Source organism: Mycolicibacterium novocastrense (assembly GCF_001570485.1).
GTDB classification, from domain to species: domain Bacteria; phylum Actinomycetota; class Actinomycetes; order Mycobacteriales; family Mycobacteriaceae; genus Mycobacterium; species Mycobacterium novocastrense.
On the sequence record NZ_BCTA01000069.1, the window covers coordinates 153,036 to 176,889 of the forward strand.

24 protein-coding genes, 1 pseudogene and 1 riboswitch are annotated in these 23,854 nt (G+C 67.1%); of the genes and pseudogenes, 10 read left to right on the top strand and 15 right to left on the bottom strand.

Annotation, left to right across the window (positions count from 1 at the left end):
• Positions 1–35: 35 nt before the first annotated feature.
• Positions 36–195, bottom strand: a riboswitch (cobalamin riboswitch).
• A 51-nt stretch (positions 196–246) separates the two neighbouring features.
• A pseudogene (locus tag RMCN_RS22995) lies at positions 247–453 on the bottom strand (WhiB family transcriptional regulator); the annotation flags it as partial.
• 202 nt (positions 454–655) lie between these two features.
• Here RMCN_RS22995 and RMCN_RS23000 point away from each other — a divergent pair.
• Positions 656–1,576: an MBL fold metallo-hydrolase gene (locus RMCN_RS23000; RefSeq protein WP_067394043.1), complete on the top strand. Its 921-nt coding sequence runs from the start codon at positions 656–658 to the stop codon at positions 1,574–1,576.
• Positions 1,567–2,805, top strand: a complete 1,239-nt coding sequence (locus tag RMCN_RS23005; protein ID WP_067394047.1) for an SLC13 family permease — start codon at positions 1,567–1,569, stop codon at positions 2,803–2,805. Before RMCN_RS23000 ends, RMCN_RS23005 begins: the two co-directional genes overlap by 10 nt.
• Here the strand turns inward: RMCN_RS23005 and rlmB are convergent.
• From rlmB to carD, 4 genes are all read right to left on the bottom strand, one after another.
• Entirely contained in the window at positions 2,802–3,746 is a 945-nt protein-coding gene (gene rlmB, locus RMCN_RS23010) for a 23S rRNA (guanosine(2251)-2'-O)-methyltransferase RlmB (protein WP_064412807.1), read from the bottom strand. The two genes, RMCN_RS23005 and rlmB, sit on opposite strands and share 4 nt — an antisense overlap.
• Complete coding sequence (gene cysS / locus RMCN_RS23015; RefSeq protein ID WP_064412843.1) at positions 3,747–5,147, bottom strand: cysteine--tRNA ligase; 1,401 nt, start codon at positions 5,145–5,147, stop codon at positions 3,747–3,749.
• 103 nt (positions 5,148–5,250) lie between these two features.
• Entirely contained in the window at positions 5,251–5,730 is a 480-nt protein-coding gene (gene ispF, locus RMCN_RS23020) for a 2-C-methyl-D-erythritol 2,4-cyclodiphosphate synthase (RefSeq protein ID WP_067394050.1), read from the bottom strand.
• Between the two features lie 5 nt (positions 5,731–5,735).
• A complete protein-coding gene (gene carD, locus RMCN_RS23025; RefSeq protein WP_003888533.1) occupies positions 5,736–6,224 on the bottom strand; it encodes an RNA polymerase-binding transcription factor CarD in 489 nt (162 codons plus the stop codon).
• Between the two features lie 341 nt (positions 6,225–6,565).
• Between carD and RMCN_RS23030 the strand changes: the two genes are divergently transcribed.
• The 3 genes from RMCN_RS23030 (at position 6,566) to disA (ending at position 9,757) form a co-directional block, all read left to right on the top strand.
• Positions 6,566–7,132, top strand: coding sequence for a copper chaperone PCu(A)C domain-containing protein (locus RMCN_RS23030; protein ID WP_067394053.1), 567 nt, complete (start codon positions 6,566–6,568; stop codon positions 7,130–7,132).
• 75 nt (positions 7,133–7,207) lie between these two features.
• Entirely contained in the window at positions 7,208–8,608 is a 1,401-nt protein-coding gene (gene radA / locus RMCN_RS23035) for a DNA repair protein RadA (RefSeq protein ID WP_067394055.1), read from the top strand.
• A gap of 30 nt (positions 8,609–8,638) precedes the next feature.
• Positions 8,639–9,757, top strand: a complete 1,119-nt coding sequence (disA, locus tag RMCN_RS23040; protein WP_064399275.1) for a DNA integrity scanning diadenylate cyclase DisA — start codon at positions 8,639–8,641, stop codon at positions 9,755–9,757.
• A gap of 14 nt (positions 9,758–9,771) precedes the next feature.
• On the opposite strand, the gene RMCN_RS23045 is transcribed toward disA, so the two are convergent.
• Both RMCN_RS23045 and RMCN_RS23050 read right to left on the bottom strand, forming a co-directional pair.
• A complete protein-coding gene (locus RMCN_RS23045; RefSeq protein ID WP_067394060.1) occupies positions 9,772–10,533 on the bottom strand; it encodes a hypothetical protein in 762 nt (253 codons plus the stop codon).
• A gap of 58 nt (positions 10,534–10,591) precedes the next feature.
• Positions 10,592–11,212, bottom strand: a complete 621-nt coding sequence (locus tag RMCN_RS23050) for a carbonic anhydrase (RefSeq protein WP_064412813.1) — start codon at positions 11,210–11,212, stop codon at positions 10,592–10,594.
• Here RMCN_RS23050 and RMCN_RS23055 point away from each other — a divergent pair.
• On the top strand, positions 11,211–12,086 hold the full coding sequence (locus RMCN_RS23055) for an iron-sulfur binding domain-containing protein (RefSeq protein WP_067394066.1): 876 nt from the start codon (positions 11,211–11,213) through the stop codon (positions 12,084–12,086). The two genes, RMCN_RS23050 and RMCN_RS23055, sit on opposite strands and share 2 nt — an antisense overlap.
• 11 nt (positions 12,087–12,097) lie before the next feature.
• Here the strand turns inward: RMCN_RS23055 and RMCN_RS23060 are convergent, their stop codons facing one another.
• Positions 12,098–13,093: a GlxA family transcriptional regulator gene (locus RMCN_RS23060; protein WP_067394071.1), complete on the bottom strand. Its 996-nt coding sequence runs from the start codon at positions 13,091–13,093 to the stop codon at positions 12,098–12,100.
• Positions 13,094–13,164: 71 nt separating this feature from the next.
• Here RMCN_RS23060 and RMCN_RS23065 point away from each other — a divergent pair, with 71 nt between their 5' ends.
• Positions 13,165–13,419 carry a hypothetical protein gene (locus tag RMCN_RS23065; RefSeq protein WP_067394077.1) on the top strand — a complete coding sequence of 85 codons (255 nt, stop codon included), beginning with the start codon at positions 13,165–13,167 and terminating at the stop codon, positions 13,417–13,419.
• Here RMCN_RS23065 and RMCN_RS23070 read toward each other — a convergent pair.
• Positions 13,393–14,178, bottom strand: a complete 786-nt coding sequence (locus tag RMCN_RS23070; RefSeq protein WP_067394313.1) for an alpha/beta fold hydrolase — start codon at positions 14,176–14,178, stop codon at positions 13,393–13,395. The two genes, RMCN_RS23065 and RMCN_RS23070, sit on opposite strands and share 27 nt — an antisense overlap.
• Before the next feature lie 54 nt (positions 14,179–14,232).
• Here RMCN_RS23070 and mhuD point away from each other — a divergent pair, with 54 nt between their 5' ends.
• The 3 genes from mhuD to RMCN_RS23085 all read left to right on the top strand — a co-directional run bounded on the left by mhuD (position 14,233) and on the right by RMCN_RS23085 (position 17,141).
• Positions 14,233–14,556 (top strand): mycobilin-forming heme oxygenase MhuD, encoded by a 324-nt coding sequence (mhuD, locus tag RMCN_RS23075; RefSeq protein ID WP_064412845.1) that lies wholly within the window; start codon positions 14,233–14,235, stop codon positions 14,554–14,556.
• On the top strand, positions 14,537–15,910 hold the full coding sequence (locus RMCN_RS23080) for a serine hydrolase (protein WP_234787754.1): 1,374 nt from the start codon (positions 14,537–14,539) through the stop codon (positions 15,908–15,910). Before mhuD ends, RMCN_RS23080 begins: the two co-directional genes overlap by 20 nt.
• A gap of 88 nt (positions 15,911–15,998) precedes the next feature.
• A complete protein-coding gene (locus RMCN_RS23085) occupies positions 15,999–17,141 on the top strand; it encodes a beta-propeller fold lactonase family protein (protein WP_067394080.1) in 1,143 nt (380 codons plus the stop codon).
• A 36-nt stretch (positions 17,142–17,177) separates the two neighbouring features.
• Here the strand turns inward: RMCN_RS23085 and RMCN_RS23090 are convergent, their stop codons facing one another.
• The 6 genes from RMCN_RS23090 to lysS form a co-directional block, all read right to left on the bottom strand.
• Entirely contained in the window at positions 17,178–17,723 is a 546-nt protein-coding gene (locus tag RMCN_RS23090) for a histidine phosphatase family protein (protein ID WP_067394083.1), read from the bottom strand.
• The gene (locus RMCN_RS23095) at positions 17,720–18,535 is read right to left on the bottom strand and encodes a CbtA family protein (protein WP_067394086.1); all 816 of its coding nucleotides are present in this window, start codon (positions 18,533–18,535) and stop codon (positions 17,720–17,722) included. The genes RMCN_RS23090 and RMCN_RS23095 overlap by 4 nt, the downstream gene beginning before the upstream one ends.
• A 19-nt stretch (positions 18,536–18,554) precedes the next feature.
• Positions 18,555–18,773: a CbtB domain-containing protein gene (locus RMCN_RS23100; protein ID WP_064412820.1), complete on the bottom strand. Its 219-nt coding sequence runs from the start codon at positions 18,771–18,773 to the stop codon at positions 18,555–18,557.
• Positions 18,774–18,995: 222 nt separating this feature from the next.
• A complete protein-coding gene (gene clpC1, locus RMCN_RS23105) occupies positions 18,996–21,539 on the bottom strand; it encodes an ATP-dependent protease ATP-binding subunit ClpC (protein ID WP_064412821.1) in 2,544 nt (847 codons plus the stop codon).
• 272 nt (positions 21,540–21,811) lie between these two features.
• On the bottom strand, positions 21,812–22,153 hold the full coding sequence (gene lsr2 / locus RMCN_RS23110) for a histone-like nucleoid-structuring protein Lsr2 (protein WP_064347878.1): 342 nt from the start codon (positions 22,151–22,153) through the stop codon (positions 21,812–21,814).
• 120 nt (positions 22,154–22,273) lie between these two features.
• Entirely contained in the window at positions 22,274–23,812 is a 1,539-nt protein-coding gene (gene lysS, locus RMCN_RS23115) for a lysine--tRNA ligase (RefSeq protein WP_064412822.1), read from the bottom strand.
• Positions 23,813–23,854: the final 42 nt, after the last annotated feature.

A 23,854-nucleotide genomic window follows, 5' to 3' on the forward strand; every position in this document is an offset into this window, starting at 1 on the left:
GAGATCAGCCTCACCGGGGAAATCCGCCCCAGCCTTATGAGGAGGCGGCCGCGGTGAGTATCTGGCTCCCGGCTCGGTCTCGAAAAAGACCTCGCCGCTCACAGTGGCGGGACCGCGCCGGAATCACACCGGCTTCCTCTGGTCGCGATCGCCTATGGCAAGTGATCCTGCCACACCTCGATCTGGCGGCGCCTTGTCGGCCGAGCCGGTGGGCCTTTTCGTCAACAGGCCTTGGTCGATCAGTTGCCGTTCTCGGGGCGTCGTTGCGCCCCATACCCCCCATGCCTCCACGGAGCTCAGTGCGTACCTGAGACATTCGCGCTTGACGGGGCACGATCGACACACCTTCTTCGCGCGTTCCTCGCGCGCCGCTCTGAGTTGGCCGCGCTCGCCATCAGAAGGGAAGAACATCTCCGTCGGCAGGCCCCGACATCTGGCGTGCAACTGCCAGTCGAGATCCTGCGCATTTGGGCGCTGATGTGAGTGCGATACGGGGTTGCCGAAGCCTGGTACTCGGCCGGTGACCTGACAGTGCGCGGACATGTTCCTCCTCGGCTCGGTACGCTAACGGTAATGAAAATCGTTTTCAAGACCGGGGAGGGGTGCTGCTCGCGGGTCAAGCGCATCGTCAAGCGGCCCACTTAGAGTTGACGCCATGCGTCTCAAGCTCGGCAGGCCGAACCTGGCGGACTACGAGCGCTATTTCGACACCCCGCGGGCGACGGCGTCTACCCCATTGACGGTCACCTGGGCGGGCGTCACGACGCTGCATATCGACGACGGCGAATCGGCGCTGCTGACCGACGGCTTCTTCTCCCGGCCGAGCCTGCGCGAAGTCGGGCTGCGACGACTGTCGCCGTCGGAACCGCGTATCGACGGCTGCCTCGCCCGCCTGCGGATCGACCGGCTCGAAGCCGTGCTTCCCGTGCACACTCACTACGACCACGCGATGGACAGCGCGGTGGTCGCCGAGCGCACCGGCGCCCGTCTCGTCGGCGGCCGGTCCGCCGCTCAGGTCGGCCGCGGCCACGGTTTACCGGAGGACCGCATCGAGGTCGTCAGCCCCGGCGACCCTGTCGCGCTGGGCGCCTACGAGGTCACCCTCGTCGAGGGGAATCACTGTCCGCCCGACCGCTTTCCGGGTGTCATCACGCGGCCGGTCGTTCCGCCGGTCAGGGTGTCGGCGTACCGGTGCGGTGAGGCGTGGTCCACGATCGTTCACCACCGCCCGTCGGGCCGTCGCCTTCTGATCGTCGGCAGCGCGGGATACGTTCCGGGCGCGCTGACCGGACAACGCGCCGACGTCGTGTACCTCGGGGTCGGTCAGCTCGGCCTTCAACCGGAGCACTACCTGCATGAGTATTGGCGCGAGACCGTGCGGACCGTGGGTGCGCGCCGCGTGGTGCTCATCCACTGGGACGACTTCTTCCGTTCCCTACACCAACCATTGCGCGCGCTCCCCTATGTAGCCGACGACCTCGATGTCTCGATGCGGATGTTGTCGCGACTGGCCCACGACGACGGCGTCGCTCTGCACCTGCCCACGCTGTGGCAGCCTGCCGATCCGTGGATCTGATCCTGGCCGTGGCCGCCCTGGCGGTCGTGCTGGTCTTCGCGGTGGCCCGCCCGCACAAATGGCCGGAAGCCGTTGTGGCTGTTCCCGCGGCCGCGCTGCTGATCGGCGCCGACGTCATCTCGCTGCCCGAAGCCGCGGCGGAGCTCAGCCGCCTGTTGCCGGTGGTCGGCTTCTTGGCCGTCGTTCTGGTGTTGGCGCGGTTGTGCGCCGACGAAGGGGTGTTCCGCGCCGCGGGGGCGGCGATGGCGCGTGCCGCCGACGGAAGCCAGAACCGGTTGCTCGCAGGCGTTTTCGCGATCGCCGCGGCGACGACGGCGATCCTGAGCCTGGACGCCACGGTGCTGTTGCTGACCCCCGTCGTGCTTGCGACTACCCGCATGCTGTCGGTGCCACCCACGCCGCATGCCTACGCGACCGCGCACCTGGCCAACAGCGCGTCGCTGCTGCTGCCGGTGTCGAACCTGACCAACCTGCTGGCGTTCACCGCGGCCGGCATCACCTTCCTGCACTTCGCCGCGCTCATGATCCTGCCGTGGGTGGTGGCCATCCTCGTCGAATTCGTCGTGCTGCGTTGGGTTTTCAGGCGACAGCTCGCGGTCCCGCCCCATCCCGTTCCCGGTGAGACGGTGCATGTCCCCGTGTTACCCCTTGTCGTATTGGGTTTGACGCTGGCCGGATTCATCGTCGCCTCGGCACTCGGGGTCTCACCGGCCTGGGCGGCACTCGGCGGAGTCGTCGTGCTCGGTGGCCGGAGCCTGGCGCGCCGCCACACGACCGTGGCCCGGATGGCAGCCGCAGCCGATGTGCCGTTTCTGCTGTTCGTGCTATGCCTCGGCATCGTGGTCGACGCCGTGATGGTCAACGGTCTCGACAACGCGATGCGGGGCCTGCTGCCGAGCGGTCACGGCCTGCTCGCTCTGCTCGGGATCGCCGCCGTCGCGGCGCTGCTGTCGAACGTGGTCAACAACCTGCCCGCGGTGCTGGTGCTGCTGCCGCTGGTGTCGGCATCCGGCCCGGGCCCCGTGCTGGCGGTGTTGATCGGAGTGAACATCGGACCGAACCTGACCTACGTCGGCTCGCTGGCCAACTTGCTGTGGCGCAGCGTGGTACGACGCGAAATCACGACCACTGCAGGCGAGTTCAGCCGCATCGGTCTGTGCACGGTGCCCGTCACACTGGTGGCCGCAGTCGCCGGGTTGTGGGTGGGGCTGCGGCTGTTCGGCCTCTAACTTCGGCGCTGACGCGCGATCTCGGCGAGCACGACGCCCGCGGCCACGGAGGCGTTCAAAGATTCGGTCGGTCCGGCCATCGGAATCGACACCACCGCGTCACAGGTCTCCCGTACCAGGCGCGAGAGCCCCTTGCCTTCGGAGCCGACGACCACGACGATCGGTCCTGAGCCGTCCAGTTCGTCAACCGTGGTGTCTCCGTCGGCGTCCAAGCCGACGATCTGCAGGCCCGCGTCGGCCCAGTTCTTCAGTGTGCGGGTGAGATTCGTGGCCCGTGCAACCGGAACCCGGGCGGCGGCACCCGCACTGGTGCGCCACGCGACCGCGGTCACCGAGGCCGAGCGGCGCTGCGGGATCAGGACGCCATGGCCGCCGAACGCGGCGACAGACCGCACGATCGCGCCGAGGTTGCGGGGGTCGGAGATGTTGTCCAACGCGACCAGCAGCGCCGGGGCACCGTCGGCCGTGACCGCTGCGAGCAGATCGTCGGGATGGGCGTACGAGTACGGCGGAACCTGAAGTGCCACACCCTGATGCAGACCGTTGACGGCAATGCGGTCGAGGTCGTGGCGCGGCACTTCGAGGATCGAGATGCCCGCATCGGCGGCGATCTGCACGGATTCGGTCAACCGCTCGTCGGCGTCCGCGCCGAGCGCGACGTACAGCGCGGTCGCCGGTACCCCGGCGCGAAGGCACTCCAGGACGGGATTGCGTCCGAGCACCACCTCCGTGTCGTCGGTCTTCTTCCCTTGTCGACGCGGCTGGGATTTCGCCGCCTTGGCAGCACGTTTCGCCGCGGGATGGTTGGGACGCATGTGCGCGGGCGGAGTGGCGCCGCGGCCCTCAAGGCCCCGTCGCCGCACGCCGCCCGACCCGACCGTCGGCCCCTTCTTCGTTCCCGGCTTGCGGACCGCGCCTCTGCGCCTCGAGTTTCCGGCCATCTACTTCGTGTGCCCGTCGAGCAGCGTCCACTGCGGACCATCGGCGGTGTCGGTGACCTCGATGCCGGCTTCCTTGAGGCGATCCCGGATCGCGTCGGCCTCGGCCCAGTCCCGCCGAGCCCGCGCATCCTCGCGCCGCTCGACTTCGGCGCGCACCAACACATCGACCGCGGCCAGCGCGGCCGACGTCTCGTCCTTGGACTCCCAGCGCTCGTCGAGGGGGTCCGCGCCGAGGATGCCCATCATCGCGCGGATCGACATCGCCTGCGTCAGGGCCGTCTCGTGGTCACCGGCGTCCAGCGCGCGATTGCCCTCGGCACGGGCCGCGTGCACCTCGGCCAGCGCGATCGGAACGGAGAGGTCGTCATCGAGCGCCGCGGCGAACTTCGACGTCCACTCACCCGGGACGACGGCACCCACTCGGTTTCGGACGCGGTGCAGGAAGTCTTCGATACCGGTGTAGGCCTTCGCCGCGTCCTGCAGCGCCGTCTCGGAGAACTCCAGCATCGACCGGTAGTGCGCGCTGCCCAGGTAGTACCGCAACTCTGCTGCCCGAACGCGCTGCAGCACAGCCGGAATCGCGAGCACATTGCCCAGCGACTTGCTCATCTTCTCGCCGCCCATGGTCACCCAGCCGTTGTGCAGCCAGTACCGGGCGAACGGGTCGCCGGCCGCCTCGGCCTGCGCGATCTCGTTCTCGTGGTGCGGGAACACCAGATCCATGCCGCCCGCGTGGATGTCGAACTCCGCGCCCAGATACGCCTGGCACATCGCGACGCATTCGGTGTGCCAGCCCGGCCGCCCGCGCCCCCATGGCGTCGGCCAGGACGGTTCACCAGGTTTGGCGCCCTTCCACAAGGTGAAATCGCGTTCGTCACGTTTACCGGTCGCAGCGCCCTCGCCCTGGTGTACGTCGTCGATCTTGTGGCCGGACAACTTGCCGTAACCCGGGAGGCTCAGGACGTCGAAGTAGACGTCACCGTTACCGACATAGGCGTGGTCCCGCTCGATCAGCCGCTCGATCAGTTCGATCATCTGGGTGATGTGGCCGGTGGCGCGGGGTTCGGCCGACGGTGGCAACACCCCGAGCGCGTCGTAGGCGGCCGAGAAGGCGCGTTCATAGGTGGCGGCCCACTCCCACCACGGTCTTCCGGCGTCGGCGGCCTTGTTGAGGATCTTGTCGTCGATGTCGGTGACGTTGCGGATGAAAGCGACGTCGTAGCCCTTGGCCATCAGCCAACGCCGAAGGACGTCGAATGCCACTCCGCTGCGCACGTGCCCGATGTGAGGCAGACCCTGGACCGTGGCACCGCAGAGGTAGACCGAGGCGTGCCCGGGGCGCACGGGAACGAAGTCGCGTACGGCACCGCTCATGGTGTCGTACAGCCGCAGGTCGGTCACGCCATGACCGCCCAACCGTTCGTCTGATTCACGCCACCCAATCGTTCGTCCCAATCACGACAGCCGAGTGTTCGCCCAGCTCACGACGGGCCAGCTTACAGGCCTAATCGCCGTCAACCACCAGAGCGGTCGCGATGGCCGCCAGGCCTTCCCCACGTCCGGTCAGACCCAGGCCGTCGGTCGTGGTCGCACTGACGGATACGGGGGCGTCGAGCAATTCTGACAGGAGTTTCTGCGCCTCGCCGCGGCGTGGACCGACCTTCGGCCGGTTGCCGATCACCTGGACTGCCGCGTTGACGATTCGGAAGCCTTGCGTCGAGACGAGCTCGCGGACATGCCGGAGCATGTCGACGCCGCCGGCGCCGCGCCACTCGTCGCGACCGGTGCCGAAGACCTCGCCGAGATCGCCGAGACCGGCCGCGGAAAGCAGCGCGTCGCACAGCGCGTGCGCCGCAACATCACCATCGGAGTGGCCTGCGCAGCCGTCTGCCCCGTCGAACAGCAGGCACAACAGCCAACACGGCCGCCCCGCCTGGATGGGATGTACGTCGGTGCCGAGCCCGACCCTTGGCAGGCTCGTCATCGGCTTCAGGAAGCGGCGGCGAGTGCCTCGTCGAGGATGGTCGCGGCCTTCTCGTCATCGGTGTTCTCGGCGAGAGCAAGCTCGCCCACCAGGATCTGCCGCGCCTTGGCCAGCATCCGCTTCTCACCAGCCGACAGGCCACGCTCCTGATCGCGCCGCCACAGGTCGCGCACCACTTCGGCGACCTTGTTCACATCGCCCGAGGCCAACTTCTCGAGATTGGCCTTGTACCGCCGCGACCAGTTGGTCGGTTCCTCGGTATGGGGGGCACGGAGCACCTGGAAAACCTTGTCCAGGCCCTCCTGTCCGACGACGTCGCGCACCCCGACATACTCTGCGTTTTCGGCTGGCACTCGAACCGTGAGGTCGCCCTGGGCGACCTTCAAGACGAGATATTCCTTCTGTTCGCCTTTGATGGTCCGGGTTTCGATCGCCTCAATTAACGCAGCACCGTGGTGGGGATAAACAACGGTGTCTCCGACCTTGAAAATCATCAGTTTCGAGCCCCTTTCACGCCTCAATGCTAGCACGGTGCCCAGACGGGGGTGGATCAACGGTGCAGGTCAGGGGCACCTCGGGTGAACGTTAGGGGTTGACACGCCGACCAATCCGTGCATGGCTGCGGCGTCTTCGAGAGGTCCATGAGGTAGCTGAGGTGGGGCATCGATCATGGGGCAGTGGCACTTCCGGCGAGACTTCCGTCGTAGCCGCCCGCGGGTTCCCGGCGGCGTGCCGGACCTCAGCTACCGCCGTCCGCACGCACCTACTACTCTGCATAGTCGAATCCCGCGACCGATCGGATCGGTCGCATCGACGGCCCGAGCAGGAGGCAAGAGTGGACCGCTTCAAACTGGCCGCCTGCGGGCTGGCCGCTGCCTTTGTCGTGGGCGGGGCGCTCGTCGGCTGCAGTTCGGGACAGGTCTCGCAGATGACCACGCAGGAGCCGGCCGTCAACGGCACCAGCGCCAACCTCGGCGATATCGCGCTGCGCAACGTGCACCTGCGGGCCCAGCAAGTGACCGACTTCGTCCGGCCGGGCAAAGAGGTCGAGCTGATCTTCGTGGCGGCCAACACTTCGGCCGAACAAGCCGACAAACTGGAGTCGATCACCTCCGAGGTCGGCGAGGTGGCCCTGACCGGGGACACCACCGTTCCCGCCAGCGGCATGCTCACGGTCGGCGCTCCGGACGGGCAGATCACCCCGTTGGAGAGCGTCGAGGCCGCCGAAGCCGCCGAAGCGAAGGTCACCTTGAGCAAGCCGATCACCAACGGCCTGCTCTACGACTTCACGTTCAAGTTCGAGAAGGCGGGCGAGGCCACCGTGCGGGTGCCGATCTCCGGCGGGGAGGCGCCGCGGCGCGGCGAAGCCACCGAAGCCGGCGGGCACGGCGGCGGACACTGAGCGAAGTCCGCGACACGACCGCCTGGCACTGAGTTCCTGGCGGGATCTGTCTTAGGCGACGGCTACCGTCACTACGTGGCCAAAGGTAGCGTCAAAACGCGCTCGCAGTACCGCTGCTCGGAGTGCCACCACGTCACCCTCAAATGGGTCGGCCGCTGCCCCGAGTGCGGCACCTGGGGCACGGTCGACGAGGTGGCCGTGCTCTCGGCGGTGGCAGGAGCCGGAGCGCGACGTTCGATCGCCCCGTCCTCGTCGGCCGTGCCGATCAGCTCGATCGATCCCGGGCGCACCCGCCACTGCCACACCGGTGTCGCCGAGCTGGACCGGGTCCTCGGCGGCGGTCTGGTCCCCGGATCGGTGACGCTGCTCGCCGGCGACCCCGGCGTCGGCAAGTCGACTCTGTTGTTGGAGGTCGCGCACCGCTGGGCGACGGCAGGCAAGCGCGCGCTGTACCTCTCGGGTGAGGAGTCGGCCGGCCAGATCCGGATGCGGGCGGAACGCACGGGCTGCACCCACGACGAGGTGTACCTGGCCGCGGAGTCCGATCTGTCCACGGCGCTCGCACACATCGACGAGGTGCAGCCCAGCCTGGTGGTGGTCGACTCGGTGCAAACCATGTCCACCACCGAGGCCGACGGTGTCACCGGCGGCGTCACCCAGGTGCGCGCGGTGACCACCGCTTTGACGATGGCGGCCAAGACATCTGGCGTCGCACTGATCCTCGTCGGCCATGTGACCAAGGACGGTGCCATCGCGGGCCCACGATCGCTCGAGCACCTCGTCGACGTCGTTCTGCACTTCGAGGGCGACCGCGCATCATCGCTGCGGATGGTCCGCGGCATCAAGAACCGCTTCGGCGCCGCGGACGAAGTCGGCTGTTTCCTGTTGCACGACAACGGGATCGAAGGCGTCGCCGACCCATCCGGACTGTTTCGCGACCAACGGCCCGAACCCGTTGCGGGAACCGCGATCACGGTCACCCTCGACGGTAAGCGTCCGTTGATCGGGGAGGTGCAGGCGCTGATCGGGGCACCGGCGAACGGAACGGCCCGCCGCGCCGTCAGCGGAATCGACTCGTCGCGCGCGGCGATGATCACCGCAGTTCTGGACAAGCACGCGGGCCTGTCGGTGGGGGCGCACGACATCTACCTGTCGACGGTGGGCGGCATGCGCCTGACCGATCCGTCGGCGGACCTGGCGATCGCGGTGGCCATCGCGTCCTCGAAGATGAACCTCCCCGTGCCCGCCGCCGCCGTGGCCATCGGGGAGGTCGGCCTGGCGGGCGACCTGCGCCGGGTCACCGGAATGGACCGCCGCCTGGCCGAAGCGGCGCGGCTCGGCTTCACCTCGGCGGTCGTACCACCCGGCGTGACATCGGTACCCGCCGGTTTGCGGGCGGTCACCGCCCACGACATCGGTTCGGCGTTGCGGGTTTTGCGCGATATCAGCAAAGTCGGCAAAGATCAGCAAAGATAGAGCAGTGGCGGCCGATCCTAGGGAGGGGCGATGGCCGTGAAGTCGGGTGGCAGGTCGGGACGTACGGTCGTGCCATTGGCGCGGCCCACCATGCGCGAGACCATCGCTCGCTTGGCCCCGGGAACGGCGCTGCGCGACGGCCTCGAGCGCATCCTGCGGGGCCGCACAGGCGCACTGATCGTGATCGGCTACGACGAGAGCGTCGAGGCCATCTGCGACGGCGGCTTCTCCCTCGACGTCCGCTATGCGCCGACACGCCTGCGGGAGCTTTCGAAGATGGACGGCGCGGTGGTGCTGTCCAGCGACGGCGCGCACATCCTGCGGGCCAACGTGCAACTGGTACCGGACCCGTCGATCCCGACCGAGGAGTCGGGAACCCGTCACCGCTCCGCCGAGCGCACCGCGATCCAGACCGGCTATCCGGTGATCTCGGTGAGCCACTCGATGAGCATCGTGACCGTGTATGTGGCCGGTGAACGGCACGTGATCCCCGACTCGGCGACCATCCTGTCGCGCGCGAACCAGACGATCGACACCCTCGAGCGTTACAAGACACGCCTCGATGAGGTCAGCAGGCAGCTGTCGACGGCCGAGATCGAGGACTTCGTCACTTTGCGCGACGTGATGACTGTGGTGCAGCGGCTCGAGATGGTCCGCCGGATCAGTCTCGAAATCGATTCGTACGTCGTCGAACTCGGCACCGACGGCCGTCAGCTGAAACTTCAGCTCGACGAGCTGGTCGGCGACAACGACACCGCCCGCGAGCTCCTCGTGCGCGACTATCACGCCAACCCGGACCCTCCGTCGGCGGCGCAGGTGAGCGCCACGCTCGAGGAGCTCGACGGGCTCTCCGACAGTGAGCTCCTGGACTTCACGACGCTGGCACGGGTCTTTGGTTACCCGTCAACAATCGAGGCGCAGGATTCGGCGATGAGCTCGCGGGGCTACCGCGCGATGGCCGGTATCCCGCGTCTGCAGTTCGCACATGTCGACCTGCTGGTTCGTTCGTTCGGCTCGCTACAGGGCCTGCTGGCGGCCAGCGCCGGCGATCTCCAGTCGGTCGAGGGCATCGGCTCGATGTGGGCGCGCCACATCCGGGAGGGTCTCTCGCAGTTGGCCGAGTCGACGATCGCCGACCGGCTGGCCTGAGTCCCCGCCGGACCTCAGTTCGGGACGGGTCCCGGTGGCGGGGCGGCGCCCTGACCGTGCTCCGGCGACTGCGGCGCAGCGAGGATGAACGGCACCGTGGCCGAGCGCAGATTGCCGAGCTGGACGACGAGGTTGTAGGTGCCGGGGCCGATGGGTTGACGCGGCAGCGGGCAACCCGGAGCCGATCCCATACCCGTCCAGGTGACCTCGGTGGTCACCTGCTCGCCGGGCTGGAACGCCTTGACCAGGGTCTCGTTCGACGGTGCACAGTCGAGGTTGGACCAGAGCCGCGCGTTGTCCAGCGAGTAGACGTAGGCGGCCAGCACCGCGGCGCCGACGTCGCGCTTGCAGCCGACGAGCCCGATGTTGGTGACGACCATCGTGAACTTCGGCTGCTCACCGACGACGTACTGCGGTTGGTTTGTGATGCCCTTGACCGCCAGCGTCGAGTCGGGGCAGTCGTCGCCCTCGTTGAGCACCGGCGGTGGCGCGACGGCCGCGGTGGGTGTCGGGGTGGGCGGCGGCGCGTCCTGCGCCGGCGGCATCACCGGGGTTTTGACCTCGGGGTTCTCCCCCGGCAGCGGCGTCGGCTCGCCTGCCGCGGCGGGGGTGGACGCCTCGGCGCCCTCCGCGTCGGAGCCCCCGGTGTTCTTCACGACAACGATCACGATGGCCGCGATCACGCCGATCACGAGGACCGCTATGCCCAACGCCAATGCCCTGCGACGCCAGTAAATCTGCGTCGGTAGCGGGCCATGCGGTTCCAGATCCAGCACAACCCCACGGTAAGGCCAGGTCACGCCTTATCGGCCGAGGTCCCTCGGCGTGTCGCCCTCAGCTTTCGCCGATGTCGCCGATATGGTCCCGCAACGCCACCCGCCCGTCGGCCAGGTGATAGGTCACGCCGACGATGGCCAGATCTCCCGACGCCACACGTTCGGACACCGTGGTGGAGCGGGCCAACAATTGGGCGCCGGTCTCGCTGACGTGGCGGGCCTCGAACTCGTCGACCCGGGTGAGCCCGTCGCGTCGGCCCAACAGGATCGACGGCATCACGCGCTCGACGATGTCGCGGACGTAACCGCCCGGCACCACGCCCTCGTCGAGCGCGCCCAGCGTCGCCTTCACCGCCCCGCAGCTGTCGTGGCCGAGCACGACGACCAGCGGCACGTCGAGCACCGCGACGGCGTACTCGATGGAACCGAGCACCGCCGAATCGATCACGTGTCCGGCGGTGCGCACCACGAACATGTCACCGAGCCCCTGGTCGAAGATCAGTTCGGCGGCCACCCGGCTGTCCCCGCACCCGAACACGACGGCCGTGGGCGTCTGTGAGGTGGCCAAGCTCGCGCGGTGCTCGATTCCTTGGCTGGGATGCAGGGGCTTGCCGGCGACGAAGCGCTCGTTACCCTCTTTGAGTGCTTTCCAGGCGGTCACTGGGCTGGTGTTCGGCATGACCGACATTGTGCCCCAGTTGGTCGATTGGTATGACCGCGACCAGCGAGATCTGCCGTGGCGCCGGCCGGGGGTCACGCCGTGGCAGATCCTGGTCAGCGAATTCATGCTGCAGCAGACGCCCGTCGCACGGGTCGAACCGGTGTGGCTCACGTGGGTACAGCGGTGGCCCACTCCGTCGGCGACCGCGGCGGCAAGCGCCGCAGACATCTTGCGGGCCTGGGGGAAGCTCGGTTATCCGCGCCGCGCCAAGCGGTTACATGAATGCGCGACGGTGATCGCCGAGCAGTACGACGACGTCGTACCGTCCGACGTCGAGACCCTGCTGACGCTGCCGGGCGTCGGGGCGTACACCGCGCGGGCCATCGCCTGCTTCGCCTACCGCGACCGGGTACCGGTGGTCGACACCAACGTTCGGCGGGTGGTGACCCGGGTCGTGCACGGCCGCGCCGACGCCGCGGCATCGTCGTCTGCTCGCGACCTCGCCGATGTCGAGGCTCTGCTGCCCGAAGCCGCTCTGGCGCCGAAGTTTTCGATTGCCTTGATGGAGTTGGGTGCGACGGTCTGTACCGCGCGTGCGCCCCGATGCGGGTTGTGTCCGCTGAGTGAGTGCGCGTGGCGCTCCCGGGGATTCCCTGCGTCGGCCTCACCGGCGCGGCGCGTTCAACGCTACGCGGGCACCGACCGACAGGTCCGAGGAAGATTGCTCGATGTCCTGCGGGACAACGACTCTCCCATGAGCCGGGCGCAGCTGGACGTCGCGTGGCTGTCGGACACCGCGCAGCGCGACCGCGCGTTGGACTCGCTTCTGGTCGACGGGCTCGTCGAGCAGACCGCCGACGGCCGGTTCGCACTCGCCGGCGAGGGCGGCTGAGCGCGGGGGCGTCAGGCCGATGCCATTTCGGTATCGGTGTCTGTCTCGGGTTCCCCTGTGCCACACGCGAACCGGCGCCGATAGTCCGATGGTGTCACCCCGATGATCCTGCGGAAGTGGTGCCGCAACAGCGTTGCCGTCCCGAAGCCGCTACGCTCGGCGATCCGGTCGACGTCGAGGTCGGTCTCCTCCAACAGGGTTCGCGCGTACAACACACGTTGGTCGGTCACCCACTGCATCGGGGTGCGCCCCGTCTCCTCCACGAACCGCCGCGCGAAGGTACGCGCCGACATGTGCGCGCGGGCGGCGAGCGTGGCGACCGTGTGCGGTTTGTCGAGATTGGTCAGTATCCAATCCAGATGCGGAGCAAATCGTTCCGAACACCGCACGGGGATCGGCTGGTCGATGTACTGGCGCTGGCCGCCGTCGCGTTGGGGCGGCACCACCATGCGGCGCGCGATCTTGTTGGTCACCTCGCTGCTTAGTTCACGCCGGACCAGGTGCAGGCACGCGTCGATGCCCGCCGCGGTCCCCGCGCTGGTGATCAGGTTTCCGTCGTCGACGAACAGTACGTTGCGGTCGACCTTGGCTGTCGGATACCTGCGCGCGAGTTCGTCGGCGTGCATCCAGTGCGTCGTGCACGGCCTGCCGTCGAGGAGGCCGGCGGCGCCCGCGACGAACGCACCCGAGCAGACGGTCAGGATGATCGATCCCGACTCGGCGGCGGCCCGGACGGCGGCCAACGCCTCGGGCAGATACTGCGATCCACCGATCGCCGGGATGGCGACCAGGTCGGCGCCGATCAGGTCGTCGAGGCCGTGGTCGGGGGTCAGCGTCGCACCGACCGAGGTGCGAAGCGGCTTCCCAGGAACCGGACCGCACACCTTGAAGTCGAAGTTGGGAACGCCGTCGCCGGAGCGGTCGATGCCGAAGACCTCACAGATGACGCCGAATTCGAAGATGGCCAGGCCATCCAGGACGAGCGTCGATACGCTCTTGATTGGCATGGCAGCATTTTATCCCAAAGTGTCATTGCTGCCACTGTTGGCGGGATTTTGTCAGGCGAATAGTTACTGCCATGAGCACGTTACTGGCACTTCTGGTTCTCGTTTCCCCGGTCGCGGCGGCGACCGCTCTCGCCTGGGCCGCCAGCCGCTCCGGACACCTGCGGCTGCACCGCGACCAGTTCCGCATGGCCGCGCCGATGGCAGGCCGGGTATTCGAAGACGATCGCGACCTGCTGCGCCTCGAACACGACCTCGACGCGATCCGCACCCGTTTCGAGCGCCACCCTGTCTGGCCGTCCTCAGGCGCGGTCGGAGAGCGTCGCTAGGAACGACTCGACCGCCTTCCGATACGCCTTCGGCGCGTCGTCGTGGACGAGATGACCTGCCTCGGGCACCCGGAGGTACGTCGTGTGGGGGCCGGACTCCGCCATCCGGGCCATCTGCCCCGGGGGGGTGACCGAGTTACCCGCCTCGATCAGCAGCGCAGGCACAGCGACGGCCTGCCATTCGCGCCAGTAGTCGCGGGTGCCCCATTCGGCGGCGATCTCGATCCAGACATCCGGCCGACCGTGCAATCGCCAGCCGCCCGGAATGCGGTCGAACGCCTCGAGGAAATACTGACCCGCCACTGGGCCGAACTCGTCGTAAACGCGTTGGGCGGAATCGAATTCGACCGGCAGCGCGTGCAGCCACGGTTCCCAGGGGCCAGTGGTGCGGCCGCGGAAGTCCGGAGCCATGTCCTCGACCACCAAAGCCGCCACGAGGTCGGGGCGCGTAGCGGCCAGGCACCATGAATGCAGTCCGCCCATCGAATGGCCGATCATGATCGCGGGCGCACCGATGCCCGCCACCGCGTCACCGAGTTCGGCGACGAACTGCTCGGTGCTGATCGGCCGGACATCGGCGACGTCGCGGCCGCGGTGCCAGGGCGCGTCGTAGGTGTAGACCTCACCGAGCCGGGTCAACCATGGCAGCTGGCGCGACCACGTGCTCCCCCGCCCCATCAGGCCGTGCACCAGGACGAGCGGGTGGCCCCTGCCGCCGCGGTGGGTGAGCGCGGACCGCGTACCGCCTGCTGACTGCATCCCGACATCATCGTGCCTCCGGGCGACCCTGATGCATTCGGTAGCCTGATGCGCATGCCAAGCCAGAATCCCGTGGTGAAGATCAACGCGATCGAGGTCCCGGCCGATGCCGGTCCCGAACTGGAGAAGCGCTTCGCGCACCGGGCGCACGCCGTCGACAACCAGCCCGGCTTCCTCGGCTTTCAGCTGCTGCGGCCCATCAAGGGTGAGAACCGCTACTTCGTGGTGACGCAGTGGGAGTCCGAGGAGGCGTTCCAGGCCTGGGCGACGGGCCCGGCCATCGAGGCCCACAAGGGCCAGCAGGCCAACCCGGTGGCCACCGGCGCGTCACTGCTCGAGTTCGAGGTCGTCCTCGACGTTGCGGGTGCTGACAAGTAGAGGCTCGCTCATCGCGCGCCGGGCGCTCGGGCTGACGGTCGCGGCCTCGTTGGTCGTCGCCGTCGGCGGCTGTGCGGACGTCGGACCTGCGCCGGCCGACGCCGCGTACGGCGCTCCCATCGAGATCAACACGCCCCAGGGGCTGCGGGCCAAGCAGACGCTGGACATGCTCAACTCCGACTGGCCGATCGGCCCGGTCGGAGTGCGCACGATGGCGGTGCCCGAAAAGGTCGACGAGATCGTCGGCAAGCTCGACCGGATCTGGTGGGACCGGCCGTTCAAGGTGACCGACGTCGACATCCGGGCCGGACATGCCGAGGTCGGGGTGCTGACGTCGTACGGCGTCGCGCAGGAGATCGACCTTCGCACCAACGATGCCGGCTTGGTCGACCGGTTCGATGTGACGCTGCGCCCACCGCAGATCGACGAATGGGACGACGTCGACGCCGAGATCACGAAGTCGGGTGCCCGCTACTCGTATCAGGTGTCGAAGGTGGTTGCCGACCAGTCGAAGTGCGATGTGGTGGCCGGAACCAACACCGAACTGTCGTTGCCGTTGGCGTCGATCTTCAAGCTCTACGTGCTGCTAGCAGTCGCCGAAGCGGTCAAAGCCGGCACCCTGAAATGGACCGACCCGCTGACCATCACCAAGCGGGCCAAGGCAGTCGGATCCGCAGGCCTCGAGGAACTCCCTCCCGGCGCCCGGGTGTCGGTGAGAACCGCTGCCCAGCAAATGATCTCGGCCAGCGACAACATGGCCACCGATCTTCTCATCGATCGACTGGGGACGGACGCTGTGGAGCGGGCGCTGGTCCTGGCGCGCCACCACGACCCGGCCAGCATGACGCCGTTCCCCACCATGCACGAAATGTTCTCGGTCGGCTGGGGCCGACCCGATCTTCGCGAGCAGTGGCGTCACGCGGTCGAAAAGGGCGGTCCGCAAGTCCGGGCGCAACTGCTCCAACAGACCAATTCGCGCCCCTACGAACCGGATCCACACCGGACGCATACCCCGGCATCGAACTTCGGGGCGGAGTGGTACGGCAGCGCCGCCGACATCTGCCGCGTGCACATCGCTCTGCAGGCGGCCGCCGTGGGCGAGGCCGCGCCCGTCAAGGACATCCTCTCGGCGATACCCGGCATCGATCTCGACGGGTCAAAGTGGGGCTACATCGGCGCCAAGGGCGGAAATCTGCCCGGCGACTTGACGTTCAGCTGGTACGCCGTCGACCACACCGGGCAGCCGTGGGTGGTCAGCTTCCAGTTGAACTGGCCCCGGTACCGCAGCCCCACTGCCGCGGGGTGGTTGCTTTCGATCGTGCGCCAGAGTTTCGACCTGGTGCCGGTCGGCTGATCAGCGGATCGACCGAAACCCCAAAAGCACGCCGGGCCGGGTCTAGAGTTCCGCTGATAGTCCGGCATTCACTGGCGAAGGGGTCGTCATGCTGGGTGTGCTAGCCACCATTCCGGTTGGGCAAACGCCGGGCTGGATCACGATCAGTGCGGACGGTGGCCGCGCTTACGTGTTGAACAACACCAGCGACACGATCTCCGTGATCGACACCGCGACCAACTCCGTCACCGCCACGATCGCCTTCGCGGACGACCCGGCGTACCTGATGCACGCGGTCGTCCACCCGGACGGCAACCGGTTGTACGTGTCGCGGCTCGGCGTGGTTTCGGTCGTCGACGTCACCGCAAAAACGGTTGTCGCCGAAATCCCAGTCGGGAACTCGTGGATGCGGTTGGCGATAAAGCCCGACGGCACAACGGTTTATGCGGCGGGCGGCGACACGGACACCGATACGGTCTCGGTGATCGACACGTCCACCAACACCGTCACCGAAACGATCGACGCCAACCAAGATCCGTACTGGCCCGCGGTGACCCCCGACGGCACCCGGTTGTACGTATCGCATATCCACGCGGGCACGATTCTGGTGATCGACACCGCCACCAATACCGTTGTCGATTCGATCACCGTCGGTGGACAACCGGGTGTGATCGTCCTAAGCCCCGACGGCGGACGCATTTTCGTGAGCATCCTGACCTCATGGGCCAACGGGCTCAAGGCGGAGGCGGTGAAGGTGATCGACACCGCCAGTGGGAATGTCGCGGCCACCGTCGCCATTCCAGGAGACTCCTGGCCGCCCGCGGGAATGGCGGTCAATCCCGACGGTTCGCGAATCTTCGTCGCGAGTGCGGCCGCTGACTGGAACGGCGTCGTCTCGGTGATCGACACCACCACCAACACGATCATCGACACCGTCGATGTGCACGGCCCGAATGGCGTGGTGGTCACGCCGGATGGATCCCGCATCTACGCTGTCAACCAGGTTCAGGACACCGTTTCGGTGATCGGACGGACGTTCCGCTGGGGCGCGTCCCATCTGCCTGATCTCGTCGGGCAGCTGATGGGCGGCGCCGGAAGTGACGGTGGTGGCTGGTTGGTGATCGGCAACCGCTTCTACAAAATCCCACCTCGTCCTCCCGCGATACTGGCCATCGCGCGAGCCGCCCCCTACCTCGGGCAACCTGTCGAGAACCGAAAATTGGGGCAGCAACTGCGCAAAGGGCTGTCGTAGCGTCGGCGCGAGACAGTCAAAAGCCGAGCTCACCGGCTACTGGCGAAGTGTCCACGCATGCGCGCGGAAATGCATCACCGTTCGAGTTACCGGCGCAATGTCGATGCGCCAGAACGACTTCGGCGGAGCATCCAGCGCGATGAGGATCGCGGCGCGGATCACCGCCGGATGTGTCACCGCGACCAGCCTGCTGCGGCGGTCGGTCAACGAGTCCATCCAGTCGCGAACCCGGTCGACCAGCTCGACAACCGATTCGCCGCCGTGCGGCGCCCGGGTCGGATCGGTCAGCCAGATCGCCAGATCGGCCGGTCGCACTCCGCTCAGCACGTCACCGCGCCACCGACCGCAGTCCAGATCCGCGAGCCGCGGCTCCACGTCGGCCTGCAGGCCGAGCAATTCGGCGGTCTGCCTGGTCCGCTTCTCCGGACCGCACAGGGCCGCGTCGACGACACCGAGGTCGATCGACGCGCCGACCTGCTGGTGGCCCGTAGGGTTCAACGGTTCGTCGGTGGGGAATCGTCCGGCCGACATCGCATCGGTCAGCCCGTGCGATACGAGCGTCAGCCGGACGACCTCACTCACGCAGGAATGCTCGCCCGACGGTTCCGTTCGAGCAGACGCGCGGCCATCGCACCGAAGACGAGCGCGATCGTCGCGTACACGACGATCTGGGTGCCCAACGAGTACAGCCGGAACTCGTAGAGCACATCTGCCGGAAAGCCTTCGTAGACAATGCTGCCGGCGTCGTCGGTCAACGGTCCCGGCGTCTCGTCGATGGTCGGGAGGACGAGCATCACGACCGCGACCGCGACGATGTAGGCCCCCGCGGCTGCCAGGGCCGCATTCCAGGTCCCCAGCCGCGCGGCCAGCCGTCGGCCCAGATACACCGCGCCGACCAGAAGCGCCGCGGACAACACCACCATCAACAGGTACAGCAGAGTGCGCTGACGGATCGTCTCGTCCAGGCTCAGAGCCGGCGGGCTCGCCGGATACTTCAGCGCGGGAACGACATACAGGCTCAACAGCATTCCGCCGGCCACATACACCGACAGCAGGCGTGCGGAGATGTTGCCGACCCGACCGTAGGCCACCGCGAAGATCACCGCGAAGATCGCGCCGATCGCCAGGCTGAACAGCAACACGCCCAGTCCCATACCGATGTTCATCTGAACGGCGCGCTCGAATCCGCCGCCCTCTCCATGGCTGTGGCCGTGGCTATGGGCAAGGCCCGCGCCTTCGGCGGCTTCCAATGCCTCGTGCGCCGACCCGATACCTTCCTCGTAGGCGATGGCCAGGTCGATCTGGGGTTCGACGAAGATGCGGGCGAAGACGAACGCGAGCACGCCGGCGAGGGCACCTGCGAGCAGGCCACGCCAGATGATCTGCTTCTCCATGCTTGGTTACCTCGGCCCGTCAGTGGCAGGGGAAACCGAGCAGATGTCGGGCGTCGTGCACGAACTCGTGGATGGCGGTGTTGTCCGCACCGAACACCGACGTCGCGCCCTGGTCCAGGCCGATGAAGTAGAGCACCAACAGCGCCAGGAAAGCGGTTGCCGAGAGCCACACTGCCGCCGCGGTGGTGGAGAGGTCGAGGGCGGGTGCAACGCTCTTGCGGGCCTCCGGTGAGGTCATGTCGGTGTCCTTTCGGGGATTTCGCGTCCCGAGTCTCAAAAGGTGGCGGCGAGCGTCGGGTCTGACTTGACACAGTGGCGCGACCGTTCTGGATTCTCACCAGATTCCTTCGCCCGCCGATAACATCGCACATCCTATCCATACGGTCCAGCGGTAGCGGGATCAGACGGAAAACGGGCGGCACCCTGGTGGGTACCGCCCGTTCTCGTTGACGTGATGCCGCTATTCGGCGGGGCCTGCAGCGCCTGCCGCACCGGCCTGGGCCAAGTCCGGCTCGGCCACCGGAGCGGGACGCTTGGTGCCCTTGAACGTGAACACCGCGTCCTCTCCGGAGCCTTCGCCGTCCCAGTTGTCGACGTCGACCGTGATGAGCTGGCCGGGTCCGATCTCCTCGAACAGGATCTTCTCCGACAGCTGATCCTCGATCTCGCGCTGAATGGTGCGCCGCAGCGGTCGCGCGCCGAGCACGGGATCGAACCCACGCTTGGCCAGCAGTGCCTTGGCCTTGTCCGTCAGCTCCATCGTCATGTCCTTGGCCTTCAGCTGGTTGGACACCCGGCCGATCATCAGGTCGACCATCCGGATGATTTCGTCGCGGGTCAGCTGGTGGAAGACGATGATGTCGTCGATGCGGTTGAGGAACTCCGGCCTGAAGTGCTTCTTCAGCTCGTCGTTGACCTTCTGCTTCATCCGCTCGTAGTTGTTCTCGCCACCACCCTGGGAGAAGCCCAGCCCGACCGCCTTGGAGATGTCGGACGTGCCCAGGTTCGAGGTGAAGATCAGCACGGTGTTCTTGAAGTCGACCGTGCGACCCTGACCGTCGGTCAGTCGGCCGTCCTCGAGGACCTGCAACAGGCTGTTGTAGATCTCCTGATGCGCCTTCTCGATCTCGTCGAACAGCACAACCGAGAACGGCTTGCGCCGCACCTTCTCGGTGAGCTGGCCGCCCTCCTCGTAGCCGACGTAGCCCGGAGGGGCGCCGAACAGCCGCGAGGCGGTGAACCGGTCGTGGAACTCGCCCATGTCGATCTGGATGAGCGCATCGTCGTCACCGAACAGGAAGTTGGCCAGCGCCTTGGACAGCTCGGTCTTCCCGACACCGGAGGGGCCGGCGAAGATGAACGAACCGGACGGACGCTTGGGGTCCTTCAGGCCGGCACGGGTGCGCCGGATCGCCTTGGAGACCGCCTTGACGGCGTCTTCCTGGCCGATGATCCGCTTGTGCAGCTCCTCCTCCATGCGCAGCAGCCGAGTGGTCTCCTCCTCGGTCAGCTTGAACACGGGGATGCCGGTCCAGTTGCCCAGCACCTCGGCGATCTGCTCGTCGTCGACCTCGGCGACCACGTCGAGATCGCCTGAGCGCCATTGCTTCTCACGCTCGGCGCGCTGTGCGACGAGCTGCTTTTCCTTGTCGCGCAGGCTCGCGGCCTTCTCGAAGTCCTGCGCGTCGATCGCGGACTCCTTCTCGCGGCGCGCGTCGGCGATCTTCTCGTCGAACTCACGCAGGTCCGGCGGAGCGGTCATCCGGCGGATCCGCATCCGGGCGCCGGCCTCGTCGATCAGGTCGATCGCCTTGTCCGGCAGGAACCGGTCGTTGATGTAGCGGTCGGCCAGCGTCGCGGCGGCCGCGATGGCGCCGTCGGTGATCGAGACGCGGTGATGCGCCTCGTAGCGGTCGCGCAGGCCCTTGAGGATCTCGATGGTGTGCGCGACGGTCGGCTCGCCGACCTGCACCGGCTGGAAGCGGCGCTCCAGGGCGGCGTCCTTCTCGATGTACTTGCGGTACTCGTCGAGCGTGGTGGCGCCGATGGTCTGCAGCTCGCCGCGGGCCAGCTTCGGCTTGAGGATGCTCGCGGCGTCGATCGCGCCCTCGGCGGCCCCGGCCCCGACCAGCGTGTGCAGCTCGTCGATGAACAGGATGATGTCACCGCGGGTGTTGATCTCCTTGAGCACCTTCTTCAGGCGTTCCTCGAAGTCACCGCGGTAGCGGCTGCCCGCGACCAGCGAGCCCAGGTCGAGCGTGTAGAGCTGCTTGTCCTTCAGCGTCTCGGGCACGTCGCCGTGCACGATCGCCTGCGCGAGGCCCTCGACGACGGCGGTCTTGCCGACGCCGGGTTCGCCGATCAGCACCGGGTTGTTCTTGGTGCGACGGCTCAGCACCTGCATGACCCGCTCGATTTCCTTCTCGCGGCCGATGACGGGGTCGAGCTTGCCCTCCATCGCGGCGGCGGTCAGGTTGCGGCCGAACTGGTCGAGCACAAGCGACGTGGACGGATTGCCGGCCTCGCCGCCGCGGCCGCCGGTGCCGGCTTCCGCGGTCTCCTTGCCCTGATAGCCGCTCAGCAGCTGGATGACCTGCTGGCGCACCCGGGTGAGCTCGGCGCCGAGCTTGACCAGCACCTGCGCCGCGACACCTTCGCCCTCACGGATGAGGCCGAGCAGGATGTGCTCGGTGCCGATGTAGTTGTGGCCGAGTTGCAGCGCCTCGCGGAGGCTGAGCTCCAGCACCTTCTTGGCGCGCGGGGTGAACGGGATATGGCCCGACGGCGCCTGCTGACCCTGGCCGATGATCTCCTCGACCTGGCTGCGCACGCCTTCGAGCGAGATGCCCAGCGACTCCAGCGACTTGGCCGCTACGCCCTCACCCTCGTGAATGAGTCCCAACAGGATGTGCTCGGTGCCGATGTAGTTGTGGTTGAGCATCCGGGCCTCTTCTTGAGCCAGGACGACGACCCTGCGGGCACGGTCGGTGAATCTCTCAAACATCGGTGGTTACCTGCTCTCCATCATTTGGTCGGTGCCACGCGCGCCCAACGGTCTCGAGTTCGCACCGCACCACCGTCCACTCTAGTGGGCAGTAGGGCGGCGCGTCCCGCCCGCCGGTCTGCTCTGAGCGGACACCGGTATGCCGACGCGCACGGGATCGGATACCCGCCGCTATGGGAGAGCAACGCATCGGTGGGCCGATTCGTTTCCCGATCCAGCCCGGGCGGCTTCGCGGCTAGCGAACACCGGCCACGGCGCCCGTGCGGAGCGCGCTACGTCGCGGCGTGGAAGGCGTCGATCACATCGGCGGGAATGCGCCCGCGCGTCGACACATTGTGTCCGTTACGACGTGCCCACTCCCGGATCGCCGCGCTTTGCTCGCGATCGATCGCCGCTCGCCCGCGGCCTGACCCGGCGGCACGTCCGCGCCGACGGCCACCGACCCTGCGACCGGAATCGACCCACGGCTTCAAGGCGTCGCGCAGTTTCGCGGCATTCTTCGAAGAAAGGTCGATCTCATAGGTCACCCCGTCGAGCCCGAATTCAACGGTCTCGTCGGCCGCACCTTCGCCGTCAAAATCGTCGACCAAGGTGACGGTAACTTTCTTCGCCATTTAAACTCGCCCTTCTGCGCGATCACAGGACCGCAGTAAAGTATCGAACCCGGCACCAATGTGCCATATCCGTGTGCGCCATACAACAAGATCGTACGCCGTCGTGTTATAGCGCTGCGTTCAGTTGCCGTGACGTCGAACAATCGGGAACAAAACCGTCTCTCTAATCGACAGTCCGGTCAGGGCCATCATCAATCTGTCGACACCCATTCCGGTTCCCGTGGACGGCGGCATGGCATACTCCAGGGCCGCCAGAAAATCCTCGTCGAGAACCATCGCCTCGTCATCACCTGCGGCCGCCGCTCTCGCCTGGGCTTCGAACCTTTCGCGTTGGATTACCGGATCGATCAGCTCGGAATAGCCGGTCGCCAGTTCGAAACGCCGGATATAGAGATCCCATTTCTCGGTGACGCCCTCAATACTGCGGTGTGGTCGCGTCAGTGGCGTCGTCTCGACGGGGAAGTCACGGACGAACGTGGGAGCCCACAAGGTGTTCCCGACGGTGTGCTCCCACAGTTCCTCAACCAATTTCCCGTGGCCGTAACCCCGGTCGCGCGGGATCTCGACCCCGAGACGATCAGCGATGGCCCATAACTTCTCGGCCGGCGTTTCCGGGGTGATCTCTTCGCCGAGGGCTTCCGACAGCGACGGATACATTTCGATGGATTGCCATTCGCCATCAAGATCGTAAACACTGCCATCGGGCAATGGCACCTCGCGTGTTCCGATCGCCTCGTCCGCGACTTCTTGAATAATCTCTCGGGTCACGACGGCCGAATCGTCGTACGTACCGTAAGCCTGATAAGTCTCGAGCATCGCGAATTCCGGAGAATGTGTGGAATCGGCACCTTCGTTTCTGAACACTCGATTCAACTCGAAGACGCGCTCGAATCCACCGACCAGTGCGCGCTTGAGAAACAGTTCCGGCGCGATACGCAGATATAGGTCGGCATCGAGCGCATTGGAGTGCGTCACGAACGGTCGCGCCGCAGCGCCGCCCGCGAGTGTCTGCAGCATCGGGGTTTCGACTTCGAGGAATCCGCGCCGTTCCAACGCCGACCGCACCGCGCGGACCACCGCAACCCGCTGACGAGCGATGGTCCTGGCCTCGGGCCGCACGATGAGGTCGACGTAGCGCTGCCGCACCCGCGCCTCTTCGCTCATCTCCTTGTGAGCGACCGGCAGCGGCCGCAGGGCCTTCGAAGCCATTTGCCAGGAATCGGCCAGCACCGAGAGTTCACCGCGCCGGGAGCTGATCACCTCACCGCGCACGAAGACGATGTCGCCGAGGTCCACGTCGGCCTTCCACGCGTCCAGCGAATCCTGTCCGACCTTGTTGAGGCTGATCATCGCCTGCAGTTGCGTGCCGTCCCCCTCCTGCAGGGTGGCAAAGCACAGCTTCCCGGAGTTACGGGCGAACATCACCCGTCCGGCCACGCCCACGATCTGCCCCGTCTCGGAGCCGGCGGCCAGATCGGGATACGTCTCGCGGATCTCGGCCAGGGAATGGGTGCGCGCGATCTCCACCGGATACGGCTCGCGTCCCTCGGCGAGCAGCCGCTCACGCTTGGCCTGACGGATCCGGTACTGCTCCGGAACGTCGGGCTCGGATGTGGCGTCCGCGGCCGATGCGGTGCGGGACGGGTCGGGTTCGGTCACGTCGTGCCAGCCTAAATGAACGTGCGCCGACTAGGAATTTCG

What these genes read in the sequence shown, in the direction of transcription:
- RMCN_RS23000 (WP_067394043.1), top strand. Translation starts at nt 656, where the DNA reads ATGCGTCTCAAGCTCGGCAGGCCGAACCTGGCGGACTACGAGCGCTAT.
- rlmB (WP_064412807.1), bottom strand. Translation starts at nt 3,746, where the DNA reads ATGGCCGGAAACTCGAGGCGCAGAGGCGCGGTCCGCAAGCCGGGAACG.
- ispF (WP_067394050.1), bottom strand. Translation starts at nt 5,730, where the DNA reads ATGACGAGCCTGCCAAGGGTCGGGCTCGGCACCGACGTACATCCCATC.
- carD (WP_003888533.1), bottom strand. Translation starts at nt 6,224, where the DNA reads ATGATTTTCAAGGTCGGAGACACCGTTGTTTATCCCCACCACGGTGCT.
- disA (WP_064399275.1), top strand. Translation starts at nt 8,639, where the DNA reads ATGGCCGTGAAGTCGGGTGGCAGGTCGGGACGTACGGTCGTGCCATTG.
- RMCN_RS23055 (WP_067394066.1), top strand. Translation starts at nt 11,211, where the DNA reads ATGACCGACATTGTGCCCCAGTTGGTCGATTGGTATGACCGCGACCAG.
- RMCN_RS23050 (WP_064412813.1), bottom strand. Translation starts at nt 11,212, where the DNA reads ATGCCGAACACCAGCCCAGTGACCGCCTGGAAAGCACTCAAAGAGGGT.
- RMCN_RS23060 (WP_067394071.1), bottom strand. Translation starts at nt 13,093, where the DNA reads ATGCCAATCAAGAGCGTATCGACGCTCGTCCTGGATGGCCTGGCCATC.
- RMCN_RS23065 (WP_067394077.1), top strand. Translation starts at nt 13,165, where the DNA reads ATGAGCACGTTACTGGCACTTCTGGTTCTCGTTTCCCCGGTCGCGGCG.
- RMCN_RS23070 (WP_067394313.1), bottom strand. Translation starts at nt 14,178, where the DNA reads ATGCAGTCAGCAGGCGGTACGCGGTCCGCGCTCACCCACCGCGGCGGC.
- mhuD (WP_064412845.1), top strand. Translation starts at nt 14,233, where the DNA reads ATGCCAAGCCAGAATCCCGTGGTGAAGATCAACGCGATCGAGGTCCCG.
- RMCN_RS23085 (WP_067394080.1), top strand. Translation starts at nt 15,999, where the DNA reads ATGCTGGGTGTGCTAGCCACCATTCCGGTTGGGCAAACGCCGGGCTGG.
- RMCN_RS23095 (WP_067394086.1), bottom strand. Translation starts at nt 18,535, where the DNA reads ATGGAGAAGCAGATCATCTGGCGTGGCCTGCTCGCAGGTGCCCTCGCC.
- RMCN_RS23100 (WP_064412820.1), bottom strand. Translation starts at nt 18,773, where the DNA reads ATGACCTCACCGGAGGCCCGCAAGAGCGTTGCACCCGCCCTCGACCTC.
- clpC1 (WP_064412821.1), bottom strand. Translation starts at nt 21,539, where the DNA reads ATGTTTGAGAGATTCACCGACCGTGCCCGCAGGGTCGTCGTCCTGGCT.
- lsr2 (WP_064347878.1), bottom strand. Translation starts at nt 22,153, where the DNA reads ATGGCGAAGAAAGTTACCGTCACCTTGGTCGACGATTTTGACGGCGAA.